Source organism: Kitasatospora sp. Xyl93, assembly GCF_055383135.1.
Genome location: NZ_AP029185.1, coordinates 5923755 through 5945766, shown reverse-complemented (window position 1 = coordinate 5945766; position 22012 = coordinate 5923755). Strand labels below are relative to the sequence as shown.

Here is a 22012-nt window from a genome sequence, read left to right as displayed (position 1 = left end):
GTCGGCGTACCGTTCCCATGTGTACCGTTTTCTGCTGACCCGCCAGTGGCTGATCACCATGCTGGTCGCGCTGCTGCTGATCCCCGCGACGATCAAGCTGGGGTTCTGGCAGCTGCACCGCCACGAGGCCCGGGTGGCCCGGAACGAGCTGATCGGCCAGGCCCTCACGGCCGCGCCCGTCCCCTTCGACACCCTGTCGCCGACCCCCGGCTTCGCGGTCCCCAAGGACCTCACCTGGCGCGCGGCGACCGCCACCGGACAGTACGACCCGGCACACGAGTTCGTGGTCCGCAAGCGGACCGACTCCAACGGGACGATCGGCTACTTCGTCGTGACCCCCTTCCGGCTCGCCGACGGAAAGGGCACCGTCCTGGTCAACCGCGGCTGGGTCGCCTCCGGCAGCGGGGCCACCGAGTACCCGCCCGTCCCGGCCGCCCCGGCCGGCGAGGTCTCCCTCACCGGCCGGATGCGCGCCGAGGAGACGTACGGCGGCAGCGGCATCAAGGACCGCACCGGCCTGCCGGACCGCCAGTTCAACCTGATCAACACCGACGAGCAGGCCAGGCTGACCGGCGCCGCCCTCCTCGGCGGCTACCTCGAACTCACCGGCACCACCCCGGCCCCGGCCGACCAGCCCCAGCTGATCCCCGAGCCCAACCACTCCGACATCGGCCCGCACATGGCCTACGCCGTCCAGTGGTGGCTGTTCACCGCGATGATCCCGGTCGGCGTCTGGGTGCTCGCCCGCCGCGAGGCCAGGGACCGCGCCAAGCAGGCCGCCGAGGCCGAAGTGCCGCTCGACGCCGTGCCGGCGTAGCGCCGACGGGCCCTACAGCACGTCGTCCAGCTCCCGCAGCAAGCGGGCCTTCGCCCGCGCGCCCACCACCGACCGCACCGGCTGCCCGTCCCGGAAGACCATCAGCGTCGGCATCGACAGCACCCCGTACGCCGCCTGCGTCCGCGGGTTGTGGTCCACGTCCAGGCTCACCACCCGCAGCCGGTGCGCCTCCTCCCGCGCGATGTCCGCCAGCACCGGCGCCATCATCCGGCACGGCGGGCACCAGTCGGCCGTGAAGTCCACCAGCACCGGCCCCTCGGCCGCCAGCACCTCCGCGGCGAACGTGTCGTCCGTCACCGCCGGCACCCCTGCGATCCGCACCATCGTCTACTCCTTCGTCAGTTCACACCGTGGTGATCCTTCGGAGGCAGCGAGGTCGTCCCGCGCCCGGACCGCCCGCTCGAACTGCCCGGCCACCCGCGCCCGCGCCTCCCGCAGCCGCGCGATGCAGTCGTCCAGTTCGGCGAGCTTGCGCTCGTACACCTCCAGCGACGCCGGACACGAGTCCCCTTCCGGGTGCCCCGCCCGCAGGCACTCCACGAACGGCCTGGTCTCCTCCAGGCCGAACCCGAAGTCCTGCAGCGTCCGGATCTCCCGCAGCAGCCGCAGGTCCCCCTCGTCGTACGCCCGGTACCCGTTGCCCGCCCGCCGGGCCGGCAGCAGTCCCAACTGCTCGTAGTACCGCAACGCCCGCGTGGTCGTCCCCGCCCGCTCCGCCAGCTCCCCGATCCGCATGCTGAACCCGCTCCTCCCGGCGCGCCTGCGCGCGCCGCCGGAACGACGGTAGACCTTGACACCCACGTCAATGCCAGCGGCCGGGGGAACACCGGCAGCCGTCCCCGGGTCCGCACGCCCGTCGGCCTCCGTCCGACGACCCCCTCCGCTACCCCGGCCCGCCGGCACCCTGCAGGATGTCCCCATGGATCTCGGACTGAAGGACAAGGCATACGTCGTCACCGGCGCCACCCGCGGCCTCGGCTTCGCCGCCGCCCGGGAGCTGGCCGCCGACGGCGCCCGGGTGCTGGTGAGCGGCCGGAGCAAGGAGGCCGTGGACGCGGCCGTCGCCGAACTGGACGCCCTGGCCGGCCCCGGCACCGCGCACGGCCTGGTGGCGGACAACTCCGACCCCGGCACCGCCGATCGGCTGGTCAGGGAGGCGACCGAGCGGTTCGGCCGGCTCGACGGCGTCCTGATCAGCGTCGGCGGCCCCCAGGCCGGCCCGGTCGAAACCACCCCCGAGGACGCCTGGCGCGACGCCTTCGAGTCGGTGTTCCTCGGCGCCCTGCGCATCGCCCGGGCCGCCGCCGCGGCCCTCGGCGACGGCGGGGTGATCGGCTTCGTGCTCTCCAGCTCGGTCCGCCAGCCGATCCCCGGCCTGGGCATCTCCAACGGCCTGCGCCCGGGTCTCGCGATGGCCGCCAAGGGCCTCGCCGACGAGCTCGGCCCGCGCGGCATCCGGGTGGTCGGCCTGCTCCCGGCCCGGATCGACACCGACCGGGTCCGCGAGCTCGACGGCCTCGCGCCGGACCCGGACGCCGCCCGCGCCCAGGCCAGCGCCGGCATCCCGCTCGGCCGCTACGGCACCCCCGAGGAGTTCGGCAAGGTCGCCGCCTTCCTGCTCTCCCCCGCCGCCTCCTACCTGACCGGCCTCATGGTCCCGGTCGACGGCGGCGCCCTGCGCACCCTCTGACGCCCGCCGCCGCCCGGCCCGCCCCGCTACTCCACCCTGGGCCGCCTCCGCCCCCGTCGGCCCCGCCCGTGCCGCGGCTCGGCGGAGGCCGCCTGCAGGACCCGGATCCGCAGCTCGGCCGGCAGCTCCGCCAGCCGCAGGCTCCCGCACGCGTCCGCCCGGGGCCCGTCCTCGAAGTGCTCCACCAGCGCGGCCGGGTCCCCGCCCGGCCACAACCGCACCGCCCCGCGCAACCGCGGGTGGCCGGACGCCCGCACCAGCCGCACCCCGGCCCGCTCGACCTCCGGCAGCTCCACCGTCCGGTCCTCCATCGCCTCCTCCAACGCCCGCGCACCGACCCGCAGTCGGAGCCCGCCCACCCCCGGCGTCGGCACCGCGATGCTGGACAGCCCGGTGCGCCTCAGCTGCGCCACCAGCCACCACGCCGTCCCGGCCACCAGCACGGCCAGCCCGCCGATCACCGTCGGCCACCACCAGGCCGACGCCACCCAGCGCCCCCGCGAACGCCCGCTCACCACCGGCTGGTCGGGCGAGGTGAGCGGCCACCAGTGCGGCGGGTGCACGCCGAGCCGCCGGTACAGGTCGAGCCCGCCCGCCAGCACCAGCACCCCGGCCGCCAGCAGCACCGCCCCCACCACCCCCAGCAGCACCCGGTTGACGACCGTGCGCGTCACCCCGCCACCCCCTCACCGCCAGCCGTCCCGGCACCCGTCGCAGCGCCCGGACCGGCCCCCGGGTCCGGCTCCTCCGCCACCGCGGCCGCGGCCCCCCGCGCCATCCGTACGTCCAGCCGCAGCGGCCGCCCCAACCCCACCCGCTCCAGCTCGTCCCGCAGCTGCCGCTGCACCAGCGCCGGGTCCGCCACTCCCACCAGCGAGATCCGGACCCGCCGCCGCCCGACCCCGATCCGCAGGTGGTCGATCCCGTCCAGGCCCGCCGCCCGGTCCGCCAGCAGGTGCCCGACCCCGGCCCGGTCGACGGCCGCGGTCGTGCCCCCGTACGGCCGCAGCACCAGCCACCGCCGCAGCCCGGGCGTGACGGCCAGCCACAGCAGCCAGCCGCCGAGCAGGGTGGCCGCGCCGGCCCCCACCAGCACCGCCAGGTCGTCGAGGTGGCGCGTCGCCAGCTCGTCCGCGAGCTGCGCCCGCCATCGCCGCGCCGAGTGCCCGGCCCGCACCGCGACCACGTCGTACAGCAGCGCCCCCGCCACCACCAGCACCCCGGTCGCCACCAGCGCCGCCGCGGCCGTCCGCGGGGCCCGTAGCCGTCGCACCCTCCCCCGCCGGCCCTCCGGCGCCGCCTCCGGTCCGGGCACCTCCTCGCTCACCGGGCGCTCCCCGTCACCAGCTTCTCGACCACGACGACCACCTCCGACACCCTCGCCCCGGTCAGCCCCGCCACCCGTTCGGCCGTCCGCGCCCGCACCGCCGCGGCCAGCGCCGCGATGTCGGAGGGGAACGGCAGTTCGAGCACCACCCGGACCGTCACCGTGCTCCCCGGCACGGCCACCGAGACGTGCGGCGGCGCCCCCTTCGCCCGTCCGGCGGGCCAGGCCTCGGCCAGCACCTCCCGGACGGCCCGGGCCGCGATCCGGGCGTACACCCGGTCGGCGACCCGGAGCCGCCCGCGACGCCCCGGCGCGGGGACCGGACCGGACACCGGGGCCGGAGCCGACGCGGAGCCCGCCATCAGCGGCGCCGGTCACGGCCGCGGAGCAGGTCCCCGAGCTCGCCCAGCTCGATGTCGCCCTCCAGCAGGCGTCCGATCACGAAGCCGACCAGCCCGAGCGCGGCCACCAGCAGGAAGGCCGCGAACCCGCCGAAGTACCCGGCGAAGCCGAGGGCCATACCCACCACCAGGCCGACGATGGCCAGGTTCATCCGCTACTCCCTCGTCTCCCGCTACCCCGTCGGACCCGAACCCGCGTTCGGGACGCGCTACTTGAGCTTCGGCCGCTGCCCGGACGCGGCCACCGGCTCCTCTTCCTCCTCGAACTCCGGTTCGTCCGGGAGGTGGACGTCGTTGACCGCGATGTTGACCTCGACGACTTCCAGCCCGGTCATCCGTTCCACCGCGTTGATGATGTTCTCCCGCACCTGGCGGGCGAGTTCGGGGATGACCACGCCGTACTCGACCACCAGGGCGATGTCGATCGCGGTCTGCTTCTCGCCGACCTCGGCCTTGATGCCCCGCCCGACGCTGGGCTTGCCGCCGCCGGGCACCCGGTCCCGCATCGCGCCGAAGGTCCGGGCGAGCCCGGAGCCGAGCGCGTGGATCCCGGCGACCTCGCGGGCGGCCATCCCGGCGATCTTCTCCACCACGCCGACGGCCAGCGCGGTGCGGCCGCGCTCCCCCACCGGCTTGGCGCCGCCGCCACCCGGCGGACCGGAGATCGGGGCGGCACCGGTGTGCTTGTGCATGGTCGCGGGCGTCGGAGTGTCAGGCATGGGCGCTTCTCCCGTCGTACGGCTCCAGCTATATCGCAAACCTCCCCAACTCTGGCATTTCGCCACGTCCCCCGCCCGTCGAGCGCCGACGCCCGCACCCGTACGGGAGAACCCGCCCCCGCGCACGGGAAAGGGCCCGGCCCCGGGGAGGTCTCCCCGGGGCCGGGCCCCGCGTCGTGGCCGTACGGTCAGTCGCCGATCCCGGCGAGCTCCCGGAGCCGGCGGGCCTGGGCCGCCCGTTCGGCCGAACGCTGCCCGTCGAAGGAGCGCCCGGCGGCCCCCTGCAGCAGGGCCTTGGTCTCGATCACCGCTCCGCGCGGAGCGGCCAGCAGGGCCGCCGCGAGGTCGCGGGCGGCGGAGTCCAGCTCCTCGCCCGGCACGGCCAGGTTGGCCAGCCCGATCGCGGCGGCCTCCTCGGCGCCCACCCAGCGGCCGGTCGCGCAGATCTCCAGCGCCCGCGCGTAGCCGACGAGTTCGGTGAGCGGCTTGGTGCCTGCCAGGTCCGGGACGAGGCCCAGCGAGGTCTCCTTCATCGCGAACTGGACGTCCTCGGCGACCACCCGCAGGTCGCAGCCGAGGGCCAGCTGGAAGCCCGCGCCGACGGCGTGGCCCTGGACCACCGCGATGGAGACCAGGTCCGGGCGGCGCCACCACGTGAAGGCCTCCTGGTACGAGGCGATGGCGTCGTCCAGCTCCTGGTCGGAGGAGGCGGCGAGCTGGAGGAAGGTGGGCTCGCCGGGGATGCCCTCGGGGGTGAACATGGCCCGGTCCAGCCCGGCGGAGAAGGAGACCCCCTCCGCGCGCAGCAGCACCACCCGGACGCTGCCGGGCAGCTCGCGGCCCGCGGCGGCGAGGGCGCGCCAGAGCGCGGGCGACTGGGCGTTGCGCCGCTTCGGCTGGCACAGGGTGACGACGGCGAGTTCGCCGTCGATCTCCAGGCGGACGCCGTCCCGCTCCCAGCTCGGGGCCTGCGGGTCGGTGGCGGGAGCGGTCATGGGGGGCCTCCGGTGGCGAGGGACTTGGCTACCGGAGAGTAACAAAACTCGACGCGCGAGGGCAGGGGCCCCGGACCGGAAAGATCGACGGGGCTCGCGGCGCTCGACGGCGGGCGCGGCCGAGGAGAAATGGAGAACGAAGGAAAAACGAACGGAATCGAATCAACGGGGGACGGACGAAACCCCGGACATGACGATCGGCGGCCGGTCCACACGACCCGAGGGCGGACGCCGGGCTGATGGCCAGCCGTCGTCTCCTCGGTCGGCGCCCTGCCGCCGCGTCATCGAGCCAATAGCCGACGAGCCGTCAGGAACCGGCCCCGGCGGTCGCCTTGTTCTTGCCCCGCGTGGCACCGCCGCGGCCCCGGAGGATCACTCCGGACTCGCTCAGCATCCGGTGCACGAAGCCGTACGAACGACCGGTCTCCTCCGCGAGAGCGCGAATGCTCGCCCCGGAGTCGTACTTCTTCTTGAGATCGGCCGCGAGCTTCTCACGCGCGGCACCGGTCACCCGGCTGCCCTTTTTCAGAGTCTCGGCCACCCGTGCCTCCTCGTAGCGTTGCTCGGTCAGATTCCCATGATCACCCATCCACCGCGTCCTGGCCACCCATTCGACAAGGTCGATGTCGGAAATGCGTGGTCCGTCGGTGGTGATCCGAGCGCATCGGGGCGCTCACCCAGCGTGCACGCCCCCGGGCGGATGTCGGCGTTCGCCGAGAAAGGGCTGATCAGCAGCGTCGGCCCGACCACGATCGAGTGGCGGGCCGACGGAAAGTCCTTAAACGGAATCCGGGTCTACTTCATTCCCGGACACGCCGAAAGGACTAGATATTCTCATCCGAAAAGCGGATCTCGCGTCTACTTCCGGTCAGGCCAGCGAGACCAGATCGGCGTACGACGGGTTCCAGAGGTCCTCCACGCCGTCCGGCAGCAGGATGATCCGCTCCGGGTCGAGCGCCTCGACCGCGCCCTCGTCGTGGGTGACCAGCACGACCGCGCCGGAGAACTCGCGCAGCGCGCCCAGGATCTCCTCGCGGCTGGCCGGGTCGAGGTTGTTGGTGGGCTCGTCGAGCAGCAGCACGTTGGCGGAGGAGACCACCAGGGTGGCCAGCGCCAGACGGGTCTTCTCACCGCCGGAGAGCACCCCGGCCGGCTTGTCGACGTCGTCGCCGGAGAACAGGAAGGAGCCGAGGATCTTGCGGATCTGCACCAGGTCGGTGTCCGGCGCGGCCGAGCGCATGTTCTCCAGCACGCTGCGGTCCGGGTCCAGGGTCTCGTGCTCCTGGGCGTAGTAGCCGATCTTCAGGCCGTGGCCCGGGATCACCTCGCCGGTGTCCGGCTGCTCCACCCCGGCCAGCATCCGCAGCAGGGTGGTCTTGCCGGCGCCGTTGAAGCCCAGCACGACGACCCGGGAGCCGCGGTCGATCGCCAGGTCGACGTCGGTGAAGATCTCCAGCGAGCCGTAGGACTTGGACAGGCCGCTGGCGGTCAGCGGGGTCTTGCCGCAGGGGGCCGGCTCCGGGAAGCGCAGCTTGGCGACCTTGTCGCTCTGGCGCACCTGCTCCAGGCCGGAGAGCAGCTTGTCGGCGCGGCGGGCCATGTTCTGCGCGGCCACCGTCTTGGTGGCCTTGGCGCGCATCTTGTCGGCCTGCGCGTTCAGGGTCGCGGCCTTCTTCTCGGCGTTGGCCCGCTCGCGCTTGCGGCGCTTCTCGTCGTCCTCGCGCTGCTGCTGGTACTGCTTCCAGCCCATGTTGTAGACGTCGATGCAGGAGCGGTTGGCGTCCAGGTAGAAGACCTTGTTGACGACCGTCTCGACCAGGTCGACGTCGTGCGAGATCACGATGAACCCGCCCTTGTACGTCTTCAGGAAGTCCCGCAGCCAGACGATCGAGTCCGCGTCCAGGTGGTTGGTGGGCTCGTCGAGCAGCAGCACGTCGGAGTCCGAGAAGAGGATCCGGGCCAGCTCGACGCGGCGGCGCTGACCACCGGAGAGGGTGTGCAGCGGCTGGTTGAGGATGCGGTCCGGCAGGCCCAGCGCGGCGGCGATGGTGGCGGCCTCCGCCTCGGCGGCGTACCCGCCCTTGGTGAGGAACTCGGTCTCCAGCCGGGCGTACTTCTTCATCGCGTTGTCGCGGGTGGCGCCCTTGCCATTGGCCATCCGGTCCTCGTTCTCGCGCATCTTCTTCAGCACGGTGTCGAGGCCGCGGGCGGACAGGATGCGGTCCTTGGCGAGGACGTCCAGGTCACCGGTGCGCGGGTCCTGCGGGAGGTAGCCGACCTCGCCCGAACGGGTCACGGTACCGGCGGCCGGCAGGCCCTCGCCGGCCAGCACCTTGGTGAGCGTGGTCTTGCCGGCGCCGTTGCGGCCGACCAGACCGATCCGGTCGCCGGCGGCGACCTTGAAGCTCGCGGACTCGATCAGGATCCGGGCACCGGCGCGCAGTTCGAGGGCGTTGGCGGAAATCATGGCTGGGGACTACTCCTGGGACGTGGGCGGGCGGCCGGGTGGGACGTACCCGGGGCCGGGTTGGCGTGAGGGGGGGCTTCATCGGCGGTCGGCGCGGCCCTCGCGGCGCCGCCGCCCGCTATTGCCCGGAGAAGATAGCCATGGCGGCAAGTCTACCGGGCGCCGTGCCGGCCCCGGGGAAGTACCGTCCCGGGGTATCCACCGACCCCCTCGCCCGTCGGCCCTCTCGCTGCCGGTCCCCGGCCGCGGGCCGGCGCCGGCGGGCCCGGCCCGCTACTGCGGCGCGGGCGGCTGGTCCCCCGCGGGGGCTCCGGTGGCCGCCGCGGCGTCCGGTGCGGCGGCGTCCGGGGCGGTGCCCGCGGCCGCCGGGTCGACCGGGGTCGGCTCCGCCGCGCAGCCGCCCTGCGGCCGGACCGCCGCGAACGGCGCGTCCACGCTGCCGCAGGCCGTCTCGGGCGCGGCCGCCTTGGTGTCGAAGACCCTGGGCGGGACGATCGGGCCGTCGGTGATCTCCACCCGGCTGCGGTCCAGCACCTTGACCGTGGCGGCCGGACCGGTGCTCGTCGCCCAGCCGTTGCTGTCCAGCCGGTAGCCGGTGATGCCGCCGGAGACGGCCTGCCCGGCGCTGTTGGTGCAGGTGCGCGGGATGAGCACGGCGTAGTCGGTGTGGACGGCGCGCAGCGGGTCGTAGACGCAGCCGTTGGCCGGCTTGTCGTTGTAGCGCAGGTCGCCGTCGGCGTCGCGCAGGCCCATGGTGAGGTTCGGCGTCACCAGCGCCAGCCACGGCGAGCCGTCCCGCTGGACGGTGTGCAGCGCACCCGCGGCCCGCTGCCTGGCGAGCTGCTTGCGCTGGGCGTCGGTCCGCTTGTCGGCGCCGGGCTCGCCGTCGCCGCGCAGCCAGTCCGACAGTCCCGGCACCGCGCGGTGCCAGCGCACCTCGTGGTCACCGGGGCGCACCGAGGTGACCATGCCGTCGTCCCAGACCACGATCGCGTTGTCGCCGGCCATCGCCAGGTGGAGCGCCTCGGCGCCCTCGCGGCGGTAGGACCAGGCCTGCTCACCGGTCCCCTTGTGGAAGGCCTCCAGGCCGGGGCCGACCCGCAGGTCGAGGTCGGCCGAGCTGAGCGACTCGGACTTCACCGGGGTCGCGCCCGCGTCGCCCGGCCCCGCGACCCGGTCGCCGAACGGCACCGGCTTGTTCGCGTGCGCCGCCGCTCCGGCCGCAAGGACCAGCATCACCGCCGAGGCAGGCAGGATCGAGCGGGGGGTCAGTACACGCAGCGGCTTCCAGGACACGGCCGGAGCGTACCTGTCACCGGGCTCGCGAGTCAGCCCGGTTCCGTCGCCGGAACGCGCTGCCGGGCGTCCGCCCGGGTCCGCGCGCCCTCCCCGCACGTCCACCCGCCCACCTGCGCCGTCGGGGCCGCGGCGCGCCCCGGAGGGTGCGCCGGAGCGGGCCGGAGGGGCCCGACGGGACCGTTACAGAGCTGATACATGGCCGCCGGCGGCCGGCCGTTGCGTCAGACGGCGTTCGATTGGCGCCCACTTTGGGGTGACATCCGGGGTTTCGGTCCTCCTTTGGGCCTACTGTCGGCGAGCGGGGCGTCACGGTCCGTCCACGCCGAGACCGTGACGCCCCGCTCACACGACGTCCCGGAGGAGAGCACCCATGCGAATCGGCCGCCTGACGCTGGCCGCCGCCACCCTGCTGCTGATGGCCACGGCCAGCGTCCCGGCCGGGACGCCGTTCAGCCAGACCGAACGGCACGCCCTCTCCTCGGACGCCATCGAGCCGCGCGGCCCGGCACCCCGCCCGGTGGTCCAGCGGCCGAGCCACGAACCGCCGTTCGGCGCCTTCGTCGGCTCCTGGGACGACTACATCCCGCAGATCGGCCGGTACGCCCAGTGGCTGGGCGACGCCAACATCCAGGTCGGCCACACCTACCTGGCGGGCAACGGCTGGAGCGACATCGAGGGCGAGCCGGCGGTGCTCGGCCTGTGGTCGCAGTGGCGGCAGGCCGATCCGTCCCGGCTGCTGGTGCTCGGGGTGCCGATGCTGGTGCCCAACGAGGCGGGCGTGTCGGACGACGAGGTCGAGAAGCTGCTCGGCCAGGGGGCGCGCGGGGACTTCGACGGGCACTTCCTCAAACTCGCGCGCCGACTGGTCACGATGGGCGGCGCGGACACCGTGCTCACCCTCGGCTGGGAGATGAACGGCACCACGTACACCCACCGCTGCAAGCCCGACCCGTCCGCCTGGAAGACGTACTGGCGGCGGATCGTCGGGGTGATGCGCTCGGTGCCGGGGCAGCGCTTCCGCTTCGACTTCGCCCCCAGCCGGGGCCTGGACGCCATCCCGTGGACCAAGTGCTACCCCGGCGACGACGTGGTCGACATCATCGGCATGGACAACTACGACCAGCCCGCCGGCGCCGACTTCGACGACTACGTGCACGAGCCGTACGGCCTCCAGGACCAGGTGGAGTTCGCCGCCAAGCGCGGCAAGCCGGTCTCGTACCCGGAGTGGGGGCTGTTCCGCAACGGCGACAACCCCGAGTTCGTGCAGCGGATGGTCGACTGGATCCGCACCCACGACACCGCCTACCAGACCGTCACCGACTACTGTCCGCACGGCTTCTTCCAGTGCGAACGCAATCCGCGCTCGACGGCGGCGTTCAAGCAGCTGATGTCCGGGTCGAAGGGGGCGCCGGCGCCGACCGCCGGGCCGTCGGCGGCCGCGTCGGACGTTCCCGCGGTGGCGGGGCCGCCCAGCCCGCCGGAGTCGCACGCGGTACCGGCCGCACCGGCCGTGCCGGGTGCCGCGCCCAGCGCGAAGGCCGGCCCGTCGGCCCGCCCGGCGAAGGGCAAGTCGACGGGCCGGCCGACGGGCGCGGCGCACGGCCGGCCCTGAGACGTCAGCGGCGGCGGGCCAGCAGCGCTTCCTTGAGCCGGGGGAAGCGGGTGCGCAGCTGGTGCGCCGCCGTCTGCCGGGCCCGCACCGCCGCGGCCCGGACGGCGGCCGCCGGCGCCGCGCCCGCCGGGCCGAGCAGCAGCCGCTGGTTGGCGAGCTGGTCCGGACGCCAGCGCTGCTTGTACGGCTCCTGGCCGCGCAGCAGACCGAGCACCGGGACGCCCGCGCCGACCGTCTCGTCCAGCGCCGCGCCGAACAGCAGTCCGGCGATGTCCAGCCGCTCGCGCAGCACCGGGTGCGCGCCGTACATGTAGAGCCCGCCGAAGGACGGGCAGAGCAGCAGCAGGTTCACCGCCACCAGCTGGCCGTCCAGGTGGAACTGGTGGACGGTGGCCCGGCCGGCGGCGACCAGCCCGGTGGTGGACTCGGTCAGGTGCCGGGCGAACCGCTCGGTGCGGTGCTCGGGCGTGACGCCGCGCGCCCGCCACTGCAGGAAGTGCAGCCGCAGCAACCCGTCCACCGCCTGCGGCACCTCGGCCACCGGGGTGGTGCGGACCTTCACCCCCGCCTCGGCGATCTTGCGGAGCTTCACCCGGCTGCGCTGGGCGGTCTTGCCGGGCACCCGTTTGAGCAGCCGGTCCATCGGGACGGCCGGCAGGTACTGGCAGAGCGAGTCCTGGTACCGGCGGCGGCTGCCGCGCCAGTGCTGGTAGACCCGGTGCACCGCCGCCTCGGGGTGCACCTCGCGCAGTTCCAGCCAGTGCCAGGGCCGGGTGAGCGGGAGCGCGGCGGCGAACTCGGCGGCGGCCCGGTCGGCGAACTCGTCGTCGAGCAGGACGTCGGTGTAGTCGACCAGCCCGCCGCCGAGGCCGGTCAGGCCGCCGAGCGGTCCGCCGCGGCGCACGAAGGCACCCGCGCCGACCAGCCGGCCGGCCCGGCGGACCAGCACCACCAGGAGGCGGCCGGGGCGGCCGTAGTGGCGCCACCAGGAGCGCTGCCAGTCGGCGGCCTGGAAGAAGGTGGCGGACCGGCAGCGGGCGGCCAGGTCGTCCCACTCCCCGGCGAGGACGTCCAGGGCGTCGTCCTCGGACCGCAGTTCGGTGGTCCAGACCGGCGCCGTCAGCTGGGCGGGCAGGCTGCTTCTGCGGGTCCCGGTGCTCATCGGCCGCTCCCGGCCGCGGCCTTCTCCTGGACGGCGGGCGGCTCCTCGGCGGCGGGGGCCGGCTCGTCCACGGCGGGGGCCGGCTCCTCGACCGGGGGCCGCTCGGCCGCCGCGGGCTCGGCGCCGGTGCGCCGGCCGGCCTTCCCGGCGGTCTTCTTCCCGGCCTTCCTGTCGGCCTTCCCGGCCTCGCTCTTCTGGCCCTCGCCCTTCGCGCCCTCGGTCTTCGCGTCCTCCGCCTTCGCGCCCTCCGCCTTCGCGCCCTCCGCCTTAGCAGCCTCCGCCTTGGCGTCCTCGGTCGCGGCCGCCTCGGCCGCGGGCTCGGGCGTGCTCGCGGCCTCGGGCGCGAGGGGCGCGGAGTCGGGCCCGGCCCCGGCGGTGGCCGGCTCCTCGCGGCGCGGGCGGGGCGTCGTCGGGACCGCCACCGGCGCGGCGGCGGGGGCCTCCGACGCCTTCGCGGCGCGCAGCGCCCGCAGCGTCCGCGGCGCCTCGGGGCTCCCGTCGGCGGCCTCCGGCGTCCCCGAGCCGCCCCGGCGGCGGGTCATCATCACCAGCGAGCCCAGCAGCAGCCCCGCCGCGCCGCCGACCGCCACGTCCAGCTTCCCGGAGGGCGTGGTCGGCCTGTCCGGCGCGGCGGCGGGGGAAAGCGTCACCAGCCGGACGTTGGTGTCCCGGCTGCTGGTGTTGGCGAAGGAGACCAGCGAGCGGGCCACCGCGTCGGCGTTCCGGGCGGCCTCCTGGGGGCGCCGCCCGGTGCCGGTGATCTCGATCATCGGGGCGTCCGGGGAGGTCGTCCCGTGCACCAGGGACGCCAGCTCGGACCGGGTGCGGCCGGTCTCGGCGGCCGCCACGGCGAGGACCTGCGGCTGGCCGGCCAGCCGGCCGTACGCCTGGGCGAAGTTGGTCGCGATCGCGGCCTCCCCGGGGTTCTGCGCGACCACGAGGACGTAGGCGTTGGCGGCGTACGACGGGTGGGCGACGACGGCGTACCCGGCGCCGGCCGCGGCACCCAGCGGAACCGCGAGCACCACCGGCCACCAGCGGCGGACCAGGCGGCGGGCGCTTCGGCGCGGTGTGGTCATGGGGTTGCTCCTTGGGTCTGGTACGGCGGTGGCTGGCGGTCAGACGCGGGCCAGCCGGTCGTAGAGGGCGCCCAGGTCGGAGGCGACCCGGGCGATGTCGTAGTGGCCGACGGCCGGGGGGTGCGGCAGCGGGTCGGCGGTGTGCCCGCCGAGCGGCCGCAGGTCGCGCAGGGCGGCGGCGTAGGCGGCGGGCTCGGAGGGGATGCGGCGGGCCTGGGGGGCGGCGCCGGGCGGCAGTTCGTCGAGCGCCGGGCAGGCGCTGTGCCGCACCGGGAGCCCGGCCGCGAGGCCCTCCAGGACGCCGAGGCCGAAGGTCTCCGCGTCGGAGGGGGCGGCCAGCACGTCCAGGGCGGCCAGCAGTTCGGGCACGTCGTCGCGCTCCCCGGTGAGCACCAGCCGGTCCCGGACGCCGAGTTCCTCGGCCCGACGCTCCAGCGCGGCACGCTCCGGGCCCTCGCCGACCAGCACCAGCCGGGTGGCCGGGTCGAGGTCGGCGAGCGCCTCGACCAGCACCTCGAAGCGCTTGCCGGGAACCAGCCGGCCCACCCCGCCGACCACCCAACCGCCGTACGGCAGGCCGAGTTCGGCCCGGATCCGGCGGCGGACGGCGGCCCGTTCGGCGGGCGGCAGGCTGTAGCGGGCGGTGTCGATGCCGTTCGGGATCAGCGCGATCCGGGCCGCCGGGACGCCCCAGGAGCGCAGCGTCTGGGCGACCTGGCGGGAGACCGCGACGGTGGTGCCGCCGAGCCGTTCGGCCGCCAGGTAGAGGCCCTTGACGCCCCGGGTGACCGGGCGGCCCTCGATCACCCCGGCGTGCAGCGAGTGCTCGGTGGAGACCACCGCGCGCACCCCGGCCAGCCGGGCGGCCAGCCGGCCGTACAGCTGCGCCCGGTAGAGGTGGGTGTGCACCAGGTCGTAGTGGCCGGCCCGAACCAGCCGGACCAGCCGGGGCAGCGCGCCGAGGTCCCGGTTGCCGCGCATGCCGAGGTGGTGGACGGTGACGCCGTCGGCCCGCAGCGCGGCGGTGACCGCGCCGGGGTTGGTCAGGGCGAGCACCTCGCACTGCTGGTGCGCCGGCAGGTGCCGCAGCAGCAGGTGGAGTTGGCGCTCGGCGCCGCCGGAGGCCAGGCCGGTGACGATGTGCAGCACCCTCATGGCCGGCTCCCCCGCCGGCCGTGGCGCAGCCCGGTGACCACGTCGCGCCACCGGTGCCGGCCCCTCTTGGCGCGCAGCCGCCAGGCGCCGTCGCGGTCGCCGACGTAGCAGCGGGGCAGGGCGAAGCGGCCGGTGAGCGGGGAGTGCGCGATGGCGCAGGCGTGGTCGTACCCGGCGTCGCGCACGGCCAGGGCGGCGGGCAGGTCGACGGCGCCGTACGGGTAGCAGAAGCCGGTGACCGGGCCGCCGACGGCCTCCTCCAGCAGCCGCCGGCTCTCCCGGGCCTGGACGGCGAGGGCCTCGGCCGGCAGGCCGGGCAGCGCCTGGTGGCCGAGGCCGTGCGAGCCGATCTCCCAGCCGGCGGCGGCGAGTTCGGTGACCTCCTGGACGGTGAGCAGCTTCTTGCGCGGGCCCTCGGTGTCCCAGTCGTTGTCCCGGCCGAGCAGGTCGGCGACCACGTACGCGGTGGCGGTGAAGCCGTACGCCTGGAGGATCGGCACCGCGTACCGGGCGAAGTCGGCGTAGCCGTCGTCGAAGGTGAGGCCGACCAGTCCGTCGTCCCGGCCGAGGGCTCGGGCCCGCATCAGCTCGCGGACCGAGACGCCGCGCCGGCCGCGCCGGTGCAGCCAGGCGATCTGTTCGGCGAACCGCTCGGGGCTGACGGTGAGCCGGTAGGGGTCCTCCTTCTCGACCGCCACCGAGTGGTACATCAGGATCCACGGCGAGGCGGAGCCGGAGACCGGCGGTCCACCGGCCGGCTGGCGGCTCCGGGGCGGTCGTGCCCGGCGCGGCGGTGCGCTGCCGGCGCCCGCCCGAACCGACCGGACGGTTCCCGGTTCATCGTCCATCGGGACGCTTCCCTTCTTCGGCGACGGTTGGCGGGTTCCGGACGGGCCCCAGGGCCCGCGCGGCGGCGAGGACCGGGCCGCGCACCTCACGGGCGCCGAGCCCGGTGCCGAGGGCCGCGAAGGCCAGCGCCACGGTGAGGCCTCCGAGGAGGGTCGAGAGCAGGGGGTCGGCGAGCGGTCCGGCGACGGCGGCGCCGAGCACGGTGGCCCCGGCGGCGGCGGCCACCAGCCGGCCGTGGCCGCCGAGCACCCGGCGCAGCCGCAGCGGGATGCCGCGCAGCACCAGGCCGTGCAGCAGCAGGGCGGCGGTGGCGGTGATGCCGGCCGCGTTGCCGGCGGCCAGCCCCAGGGCGCCGAAGCGGGGCGTGGCGAGCAGGCCGGTGGTGACGGTGACGCCGAGGCCGAGCACCATCGCGGCGGCCGGGTACCAGTCGAGCAGTCGGCGGCGGCCGTCCTCGGCGCCCGGGTCGTCGGCCCGGCGGACCACCGGGCGCAGCGAGAAGTACGGGCGGATCATCACGCCGATCAGCGCCTGGGCGGGCAGTCCGAAGCTGTACACCCGGATGACGTCGGCGGTGGCGGCGGTGTCGTGCGGGCCGAAGGCGCCGCGTTCGAACAGCAGCGAGACCACCGAGGGGGCGCAGGCCATCAGGAAGGCGGTGCCGAGCAGGACGACCGCCGCCGCCTGGCCGAGGTCCTTCTCCACCCGGTCGCGGGCCGCGGTGAGGTCCCCGGCGGCGAGTGCCCGGGCGACCAGCGGAAAGGTGACGGTGCAGATCAGGATGCCCGCCGTCATGGCGAGTTGGGAGACCTTGGCGGCGTAGTTGAGGTGCGAGATGGTGCCCGGCGGCAGGGCCGAGCCGAGGAAGCGCTCGACGAAGACCTGGGACTGGCGGGTGAGCGTGAAGGCGGCCACCGGCAGCAGGGCGAGCGGCATCAGCACCAGGGTCCGGCGTGCGCGGCGGCCGCGGCCGGTGCCGGGCGGGCCCTGGCGCAGCCGGCGCAGGAACGGGCCGACCAGCAGGCCGGCCATCAGCAGGCTGCCAGCCGCGACGCCGAGGGCGGCGGAGCGCACGCCGAGGTAGGAGTGGAGGCAGAGCAGGACGGCGAGGATGCCGAGGTTGTAGGCGACGTAGATGCCGGCCGGGGAGGTGAAGCGGTGGTGGGCGCGCAGCGCGGCGGCGAGGTAGCCGGCCACCCCGAAGGGCAGCACGGTGACCGCGGTGATCCGGGTGCAGGTGACGGCCAGGCCGGGGTCGGGCAGGCCGGGGGCGAGCAGGGCGACCAGTTGCGGGGCGAGCAGGGCGGCGGCCAGGGCGAGGCCGCTGAGCGCGGTCAGCAGCCACGGCAGGGTGGCGCGGACCAGCTGGCGGACCGGGTCGGGGGCGTCCGGGTCCTCCTCGCGCAGCACCAGGGCGAGGGCGAAGGCGGGCACCATGAGGAAGGACATGGCGTCCTCGATCAGCAGCGGCGCGGCGGTCTCGGGGACGGTCCAGGCGACCAGGAAGGCGTCGGTGCCCTGGTTGGCGCCGAAGTAGCGGGCCAGCAGGAGGTCGCGCAGCAGGCCGAGGCCGGAGCCGGCCGCGCTGAGCACGGCGGTGACGCCGAAGGCCTTGGCGAGGAAGCCGCGTCGGGGAGCCGGGAGGGGCTCGGCGGCGGGGGCCCCGCCGGGGGCGCCGCGGGGGGCCGGGAGGGAGGAGGCGACGGCGGTCGGCCGGTCGGTGGTCACCGGGCGGCTCCGGTGGTCGTTGGACCGGTGGTCGCCGTGGTGGTCGCCGGGCCGGTGGCGGGGGGCTCGGGGCGGTGGGCGGCCGCGCGGGCGGCGAGGCCGAGCACGACGGAGGTCAGCACGGTGGTGGTGCCGCCGATGTCGGCGTACAGGAAGTCCACCAGCACCCAGGTGAGCAGGGCGAGTGCGGCGAGCCCGGGGCCGTGGCGGTGGCGCAGGCAGCCGATCAGCAGGGTGAGGAAGAGCGCGGCGTAGGCGGTGATGCCGATCAGGCCCTGCTCGCTGAGCACCAGGAAGTACATGTTGTGCGGGGAGAGCAGCGGTTCGCGCTGGAAGCCGATGGTGGCGTCGGCGGCGTCGCTGCCGGAGGACAGCCGCAACGGGGCGTGGCTGTCGCGCAGTTGCTGGAAGGCCTTGGGTCCGGCGCCCCGCACGGGGTGGTCCTGCCAGATCCGGCCGGCGGTGGACCACAGGTCGTACCGGTCGGAGACGGACTGGTCGGGGGCGGCCGAGACGGAGCCGATCGAGCCGAGCCGCTTGGTGACGCCGGAGCCGCCGAGGCCGAGGCCGCCGACCAGGACGACCGCGGCGGCCAGGCCGAGGACGGCGCCGCGCACCAGCAGCCGGGCGTCGGCGCGCAGCAGCAGCACGGTGGCGGCGAGGCCGGTGGCGATCCAGCTGCCGCGGCTGAAGGAGACGGCCAGCGGGAAGGCGAGGAAGGCGGCGGCGGCGAACATCGCGCGGCGCAGCCGGGCGTCGCCGCCCGGTCCGCGCTCGCCGAGGGCCAGCGCCAGGGCGGCCAGCAGCCCGAAGCTGACCACGCTGGACATCGCCATGACGTCGAGCGCGCCGAAGGTGCCGACGGCCCGGATCGGCTCGCCGGTGTAGGAGGCGCCGGTGTGGGTGAGGTACTGCTTCGCGCCGACCACGCCCTGGATCAGCGCGGCGAGCACGAAGGAGCCGAGGACCAGGCGCTGGTCGGTGCGGTCGCGCAACGAGCAGAGGACGGCGGCGGGGACCAGGACGAACACCTGGGTGAGCCGGACGAAGCCGGTGACGGCGGCCGCCGGGTCGATCGAGCCGATGGTGGCGACGGCGGCGGCGGCGACGATCCCGCCGAACAGCGCGCAGGTGGTGCGGTCGACCGCGGGCAGCCGCCCGCGCAGCAGATTGAGCGCGGTGAGGGCGACCAGGGCCAGCGAGGCGAGGTCGGCGGCGGTGACGTGGACGGCGGCGGCGACGTCCTTCTCCCCGGTGGGCACGCAGACCAGCAGGACGGTGGCGGCGGCCAGCGGGCTGGTGCGCTCCGCGAGCGCGGGCAGGGCCTTGCGTAACGCCGGGCGGGGGAAGGCGGGGAGGGTCAGGGCCACGCGGGGTCAGCTCCCGTCCGGGTGGAGCATCAGGACCGCGGTGCGGCACAGGATCTTGACGTCCTGCCAGAGGCTCCAGCTCTCGATGTAGCGGTTGTCGAAGCGGGCCCGGTCCTCGATGGAGGTGTCCCCGCGCAGGCCGTTGACCTGGGCCAGGCCGGTGAGGCCGACCGGGACCCGGTGGCGGTCGGCGTACTCGGGGTAGGCCTGGCCGAACCGCATGACGAAGTACGGCCGTTCGGGGCGCGGGCCGACCAGGCTCATGTCGCCGCGCAGGACGTTCCACAGCTGGGGCAGCTCGTCCAGCGAGCTCCTGCGCAGCAGCCGGCCGACGGCGCCCATCCGGTGGTCCTGGGAGATGTTCCAGCGGGTGGCGGACTCGTGCTCGTCGTTCGGGCGCAGGGTGCGGAACTTGAGGACGGTGAAGACCCGGCCGTTCAGGCCGGTGCGCTGCTGGCGGAAGAGCACGCCGGGGCCGGTGTCGAAGCGGACGGCGAGGGCGCAGAGCCCCAGGACGGGGGCGAGCAGCAGCAGGCCGAGGGCGGCGGCGGTGATGTCCAGGGCGCGCTTGGCGGCCCAGCCGGGGCGGCGCATCGCGGGGCGGCCGACCCGCAGGCAGGGGTAGCCCCACAGGTGGTCGCCGCCGGTGACCGGGGCGGTGGCCAGCGAGCCGTACTCGCGCAGCGCGGGCACCAGCCAGACCTGGCAGCCGAGCCGGGCGGCCTCGCGCAGGGTGGCGGCGGTCTCGGCCTCGTCGGCGGCGCCGGCCGTGGCGATCACGTGCTGGACGCCGTGCCGGCGCACCTCGCGCTCCAGTACTTCGCTGCCGCCGAGCACGGGCAGGTCGTTGTCACCGGGCAGCAGCGGCGGGTCGGTGTCCAGGAAGCCGACCGGGCGCATCCCGTACTCGCCGTGCTCGCGCAGGGCGACGGCGACCCGGCGGCCGAGCCGGCCGGCGCCGAGCACCAGGACGGGGCTGGGGCGGCTGCGGCGGCTGCGCCGGACCAGGTGGTAGAGGACGGCGCGGCCGACGGCGGCGATCAGCAGCTGGGCGCCGAGCAGGACGGTGAGCCGGGCCGGGCCGACCGGGCCGAAGCCGAGCCAGTGGTCGGCGAGGCAGCCGGACAGGGTGACGGCGAAGGCGGTGGCGACCACGGCCCGGGCGGCCAGTGCGGGCAGTTCGTCCAGGACGGAGAGGGTGAGCCGGGAGCGGTAGAGGCCGCCGGTCAGGTTGAGCAGGAGCAGCAGGGGCAGGACGGCGGGGACGCCGAGCAGCGGGTCGAGCGGGGCGGCGGGGTCGACGGCCCGGTTGGCGATGCCGCCGGCGGAGCACAGCGCGATGACGTCGGCCTGGACCAGGGCGAGTGACAGGGCCAGCCGGGAGCGGGCCGTCCCGCGGGGCCGGTGCGGCGGTGGGACGGCCCGGGGGTGCGCCGCTCCGGCCGGCCGGTCGAGCAGCCCGGTGCCGGGGCGGCGGGGGCCGGACAGGGGCCCGGCCGGTCGGTGCACACGGTCGTGGTCAATGGTCATCAGCGCACGATCTCCCCTGCTGTGTGCCCGGGGTGACGGTGCCCCGGCACCGGTTGGCGCGGGGCGGCCGTCCCGGCCCGGCGGGCGCGGTCCTGACAGCGCCTGCTGCCGCATGGGGCTTTCGTGGGCCCGGCGGCGGGGCCGATCGCGAAGGAACCGGTCAGCGAGAAGTCGGTCGCGAGGGGCTCAGCCGTTAATTCCCGGAAGGAAATCCGAACGAAGCAGGCAAAATCCGACAATACAGAACCGGGCGGTACAGGGCGGGAGTTGACTTGCCGATTCATTTCCCGCCGCCCATTAATAGTTATTTCGGATTTGACGCCTCGCCTCCGTATCCGGTCGAGGGTGCGAATACGACAACGCCGGAAACGGCGGGCATTCACGGCATGTGAAACGATCAGATCCGCTCTGGGACACGGGCCCGGCGCCGCCCCGAGGCCGGTCCCGCGCCCAGCAGGTGGCGGTAGAGGACGTCCACCTGTTCGACCACGGTGCGCACGTCGTGCCGGCCGACCACGTGGTCGCGCAGCCGGGCGCCGCGCCGCTCGCATTCGATCGGATCCGACAGCGCGTCCCCCATTCGGGCGGCGAGGGCCGGCGCGTCCTCGGGCGGGACCACCGCGTGCGCCAGCTCGGACGGCGGCAGGCACTCCCGGGCGCCGGGCACGTCGGTCAGCAGCACCGGGCGGGCGCCCGCCATCGCCTCCAGCGGGGCCAGCGCCATCCCCTCCCAGCGCGAGGGCAGCACCACCAGGTCGGCCGCCGCCAGCCACGGCCGCGGGTCCGGCACGTCCCCGACCAACCGGACCCGGGACGGCTCGGCGCTCGCCCGGACCAGCTCGGCCACCCGCTGTTCCTCCGGCCCGCCGCCGACCAGCGCCAGCCGGGCCCGCGGCACCCGGCGCAGCACCTCCGGCCAGGCGGCCAGCAGCACGTCCTGGCCCTTCTGCCGGCACAGCCGCCCGACGCACACCGCGAGCGGGGCGTCCAGGTCCAGGCCGAGCGCGATCCGGGCGGCTCGGCGGTCGGCGGGCGCGTAGTGGCGCACGTCCACGCCGTTGGGGACCACCGCCCAGTCGGCGTGCACCCCGGCCGCCACGCCGTCGGCCCGTTCCTGGACGCTGACGCAGAGCAGCCGGTGCGCCCAGCGGGTCGCGAAGCGTTCCCAGCGCAGGGTGGCGGCGGCCGTCGCACCGTCCACGGCGGCGAAGGACCAGGCGTGCGGCTGGAAGACGGTCGGCACCGTGCCGCGCACCGCGAGCCGTCCGGCCAGCCCGGCCTTGGCGCTGTGCAGGTGGACCACGTCGGGTGAAGCCGCCCGGACGATCCGGCGCAGCCGCCAGGCCTCGGCGGGGGTGCCCGGGCCGGGCGGGCGCCGGGCGGGCCAGTCCTGGACCAGCGCGCCCACGGCGGCGGCCTCCTCGGCCAGCCGCCCGCCGCGCGGACAGGCGACCAGGACGCGGTGGCCGGCCTCCCGCTGCCCCCGGACCAGATCGGCGACGACGCGGGCGACCCCGCCGTCCACCGGTTGCGAAATGTGAAGGATCGTCATATGCACGGCGGCGAGCCTAGGGTGGCTCCCCCGTGCCGGGCGGCCCCCGTCACCCGCAGGTGGCGGTTCGGCCACCCGTACGGCTTTCGGGTCGTACGGGTGGCCGAACCGATCGGATCTCCAAGCGATTCGATCGCATGGCCGGATCCGGGCTCGCCGGTCCGGGCACGCGGATCGAGGCACGCGGACCCGGACGGGACCGGACCCGGGCGGGACCTCGGTGGATCCGGCGGACGCCG

Annotated in this window: 22 protein-coding genes; 3 read left to right on the top strand and 19 right to left on the bottom strand. The window is 75.5% G+C overall.

Annotated elements, in window-relative coordinates; genetic code table 11:
* The first annotated feature begins 19 nt into the window (after positions 1-19).
* Positions 20-817 (top strand): SURF1 family cytochrome oxidase biogenesis protein, encoded by a 798-nt coding sequence (locus ACZ5GH_RS26305; protein ID WP_387758487.1) that lies wholly within the window; start codon positions 20-22, stop codon positions 815-817.
* A gap of 12 nt (positions 818-829) precedes the next feature.
* On the opposite strand, the gene trxA is transcribed toward ACZ5GH_RS26305, so the two are convergent.
* A complete protein-coding gene (gene trxA, locus ACZ5GH_RS26300; RefSeq protein ID WP_387758486.1) occupies positions 830-1162 on the bottom strand; it encodes a thioredoxin in 333 nt (110 codons plus the stop codon).
* Between the two features lie 3 nt (positions 1163-1165).
* A complete protein-coding gene (locus ACZ5GH_RS26295; protein ID WP_387758484.1) occupies positions 1166-1573 on the bottom strand; it encodes a MerR family transcriptional regulator in 408 nt (135 codons plus the stop codon).
* Between the two features lie 184 nt (positions 1574-1757).
* Between ACZ5GH_RS26295 and ACZ5GH_RS26290 the strand changes: the two genes are divergently transcribed.
* Positions 1758-2528, top strand: coding sequence for an SDR family oxidoreductase (locus ACZ5GH_RS26290; protein ID WP_387758482.1), 771 nt, complete (start codon positions 1758-1760; stop codon positions 2526-2528).
* Between the two features lie 26 nt (positions 2529-2554).
* Here ACZ5GH_RS26290 and ACZ5GH_RS26285 read toward each other — a convergent pair whose 3' ends face one another.
* The 9 genes from ACZ5GH_RS26285 to ACZ5GH_RS26245 all read right to left on the bottom strand — a co-directional run bounded on the left by ACZ5GH_RS26285 (position 2555) and on the right by ACZ5GH_RS26245 (position 9733).
* Positions 2555-3202 carry an Asp23/Gls24 family envelope stress response protein gene (locus tag ACZ5GH_RS26285; RefSeq protein WP_464335395.1) on the bottom strand — a complete coding sequence of 216 codons (648 nt, stop codon included), beginning with the start codon at positions 3200-3202 and terminating at the stop codon, positions 2555-2557.
* Entirely contained in the window at positions 3199-3855 is a 657-nt protein-coding gene (locus ACZ5GH_RS26280; protein WP_464335394.1) for a DUF6286 domain-containing protein, read from the bottom strand. Before ACZ5GH_RS26280 ends, ACZ5GH_RS26285 begins: the two co-directional genes overlap by 4 nt.
* Complete coding sequence (locus tag ACZ5GH_RS26275; protein ID WP_464335393.1) at positions 3852-4217, bottom strand: hypothetical protein; 366 nt, start codon at positions 4215-4217, stop codon at positions 3852-3854. Before ACZ5GH_RS26275 ends, ACZ5GH_RS26280 begins: the two co-directional genes overlap by 4 nt.
* Positions 4217-4408 (bottom strand): hypothetical protein, encoded by a 192-nt coding sequence (locus tag ACZ5GH_RS26270; protein ID WP_387758474.1) that lies wholly within the window; start codon positions 4406-4408, stop codon positions 4217-4219. Before ACZ5GH_RS26270 ends, ACZ5GH_RS26275 begins: the two co-directional genes overlap by 1 nt.
* Positions 4409-4465: 57 nt before the next feature.
* The gene (locus ACZ5GH_RS26265; protein ID WP_387758530.1) at positions 4466-4948 is read right to left on the bottom strand and encodes an Asp23/Gls24 family envelope stress response protein; all 483 of its coding nucleotides are present in this window, start codon (positions 4946-4948) and stop codon (positions 4466-4468) included.
* Between the two features lie 215 nt (positions 4949-5163).
* Positions 5164-5970, bottom strand: coding sequence for an enoyl-CoA hydratase/isomerase family protein (locus ACZ5GH_RS26260; protein ID WP_464335392.1), 807 nt, complete (start codon positions 5968-5970; stop codon positions 5164-5166).
* Positions 5971-6277: 307 nt separating this feature from the next.
* Positions 6278-6511 (bottom strand): helix-turn-helix domain-containing protein, encoded by a 234-nt coding sequence (locus tag ACZ5GH_RS26255; protein WP_030059940.1) that lies wholly within the window; start codon positions 6509-6511, stop codon positions 6278-6280.
* A 327-nt stretch (positions 6512-6838) separates the two neighbouring features.
* Complete coding sequence (locus ACZ5GH_RS26250; protein WP_387758470.1) at positions 6839-8437, bottom strand: ABC-F family ATP-binding cassette domain-containing protein; 1599 nt, start codon at positions 8435-8437, stop codon at positions 6839-6841.
* Between the two features lie 273 nt (positions 8438-8710).
* A complete protein-coding gene (locus tag ACZ5GH_RS26245; RefSeq protein ID WP_464335391.1) occupies positions 8711-9733 on the bottom strand; it encodes a hypothetical protein in 1023 nt (340 codons plus the stop codon).
* A gap of 373 nt (positions 9734-10106) precedes the next feature.
* Here ACZ5GH_RS26245 and ACZ5GH_RS26240 point away from each other — a divergent pair, with 373 nt between their 5' ends.
* A complete protein-coding gene (locus tag ACZ5GH_RS26240) occupies positions 10107-11348 on the top strand; it encodes a glycoside hydrolase family 26 protein (protein WP_464335390.1) in 1242 nt (413 codons plus the stop codon).
* Between the two features lie 4 nt (positions 11349-11352).
* Here ACZ5GH_RS26240 and ACZ5GH_RS26235 read toward each other — a convergent pair whose 3' ends face one another.
* From ACZ5GH_RS26235 to ACZ5GH_RS26200, 8 genes are all read right to left on the bottom strand, one after another.
* Positions 11353-12510, bottom strand: coding sequence for a GNAT family N-acetyltransferase (locus ACZ5GH_RS26235; protein WP_464335389.1), 1158 nt, complete (start codon positions 12508-12510; stop codon positions 11353-11355).
* A complete protein-coding gene (locus tag ACZ5GH_RS26230; protein ID WP_464335388.1) occupies positions 12507-13589 on the bottom strand; it encodes a Wzz/FepE/Etk N-terminal domain-containing protein in 1083 nt (360 codons plus the stop codon). The genes ACZ5GH_RS26235 and ACZ5GH_RS26230 overlap by 4 nt, the downstream gene beginning before the upstream one ends.
* Positions 13590-13628: 39 nt before the next feature.
* Complete coding sequence (locus tag ACZ5GH_RS26225) at positions 13629-14744, bottom strand: glycosyltransferase (RefSeq protein ID WP_464335387.1); 1116 nt, start codon at positions 14742-14744, stop codon at positions 13629-13631.
* Positions 14741-15454, bottom strand: coding sequence for a polysaccharide deacetylase family protein (locus ACZ5GH_RS26220; protein WP_387758460.1), 714 nt, complete (start codon positions 15452-15454; stop codon positions 14741-14743). The genes ACZ5GH_RS26225 and ACZ5GH_RS26220 overlap by 4 nt, the downstream gene beginning before the upstream one ends.
* Positions 15455-15581: 127 nt before the next feature.
* Complete coding sequence (gene murJ / locus ACZ5GH_RS26215) at positions 15582-17321, bottom strand: murein biosynthesis integral membrane protein MurJ (protein WP_387758458.1); 1740 nt, start codon at positions 17319-17321, stop codon at positions 15582-15584.
* Positions 17318-18691 (bottom strand): O-antigen ligase family protein, encoded by a 1374-nt coding sequence (locus ACZ5GH_RS26210; protein ID WP_464335386.1) that lies wholly within the window; start codon positions 18689-18691, stop codon positions 17318-17320. Before ACZ5GH_RS26210 ends, murJ begins: the two co-directional genes overlap by 4 nt.
* Positions 18692-18697: 6 nt before the next feature.
* Entirely contained in the window at positions 18698-20221 is a 1524-nt protein-coding gene (locus ACZ5GH_RS26205) for a sugar transferase (RefSeq protein ID WP_464335385.1), read from the bottom strand.
* Between the two features lie 397 nt (positions 20222-20618).
* Complete coding sequence (locus ACZ5GH_RS26200; RefSeq protein WP_387758452.1) at positions 20619-21773, bottom strand: glycosyltransferase; 1155 nt, start codon at positions 21771-21773, stop codon at positions 20619-20621.
* Positions 21774-22012: the final 239 nt, after the last annotated feature.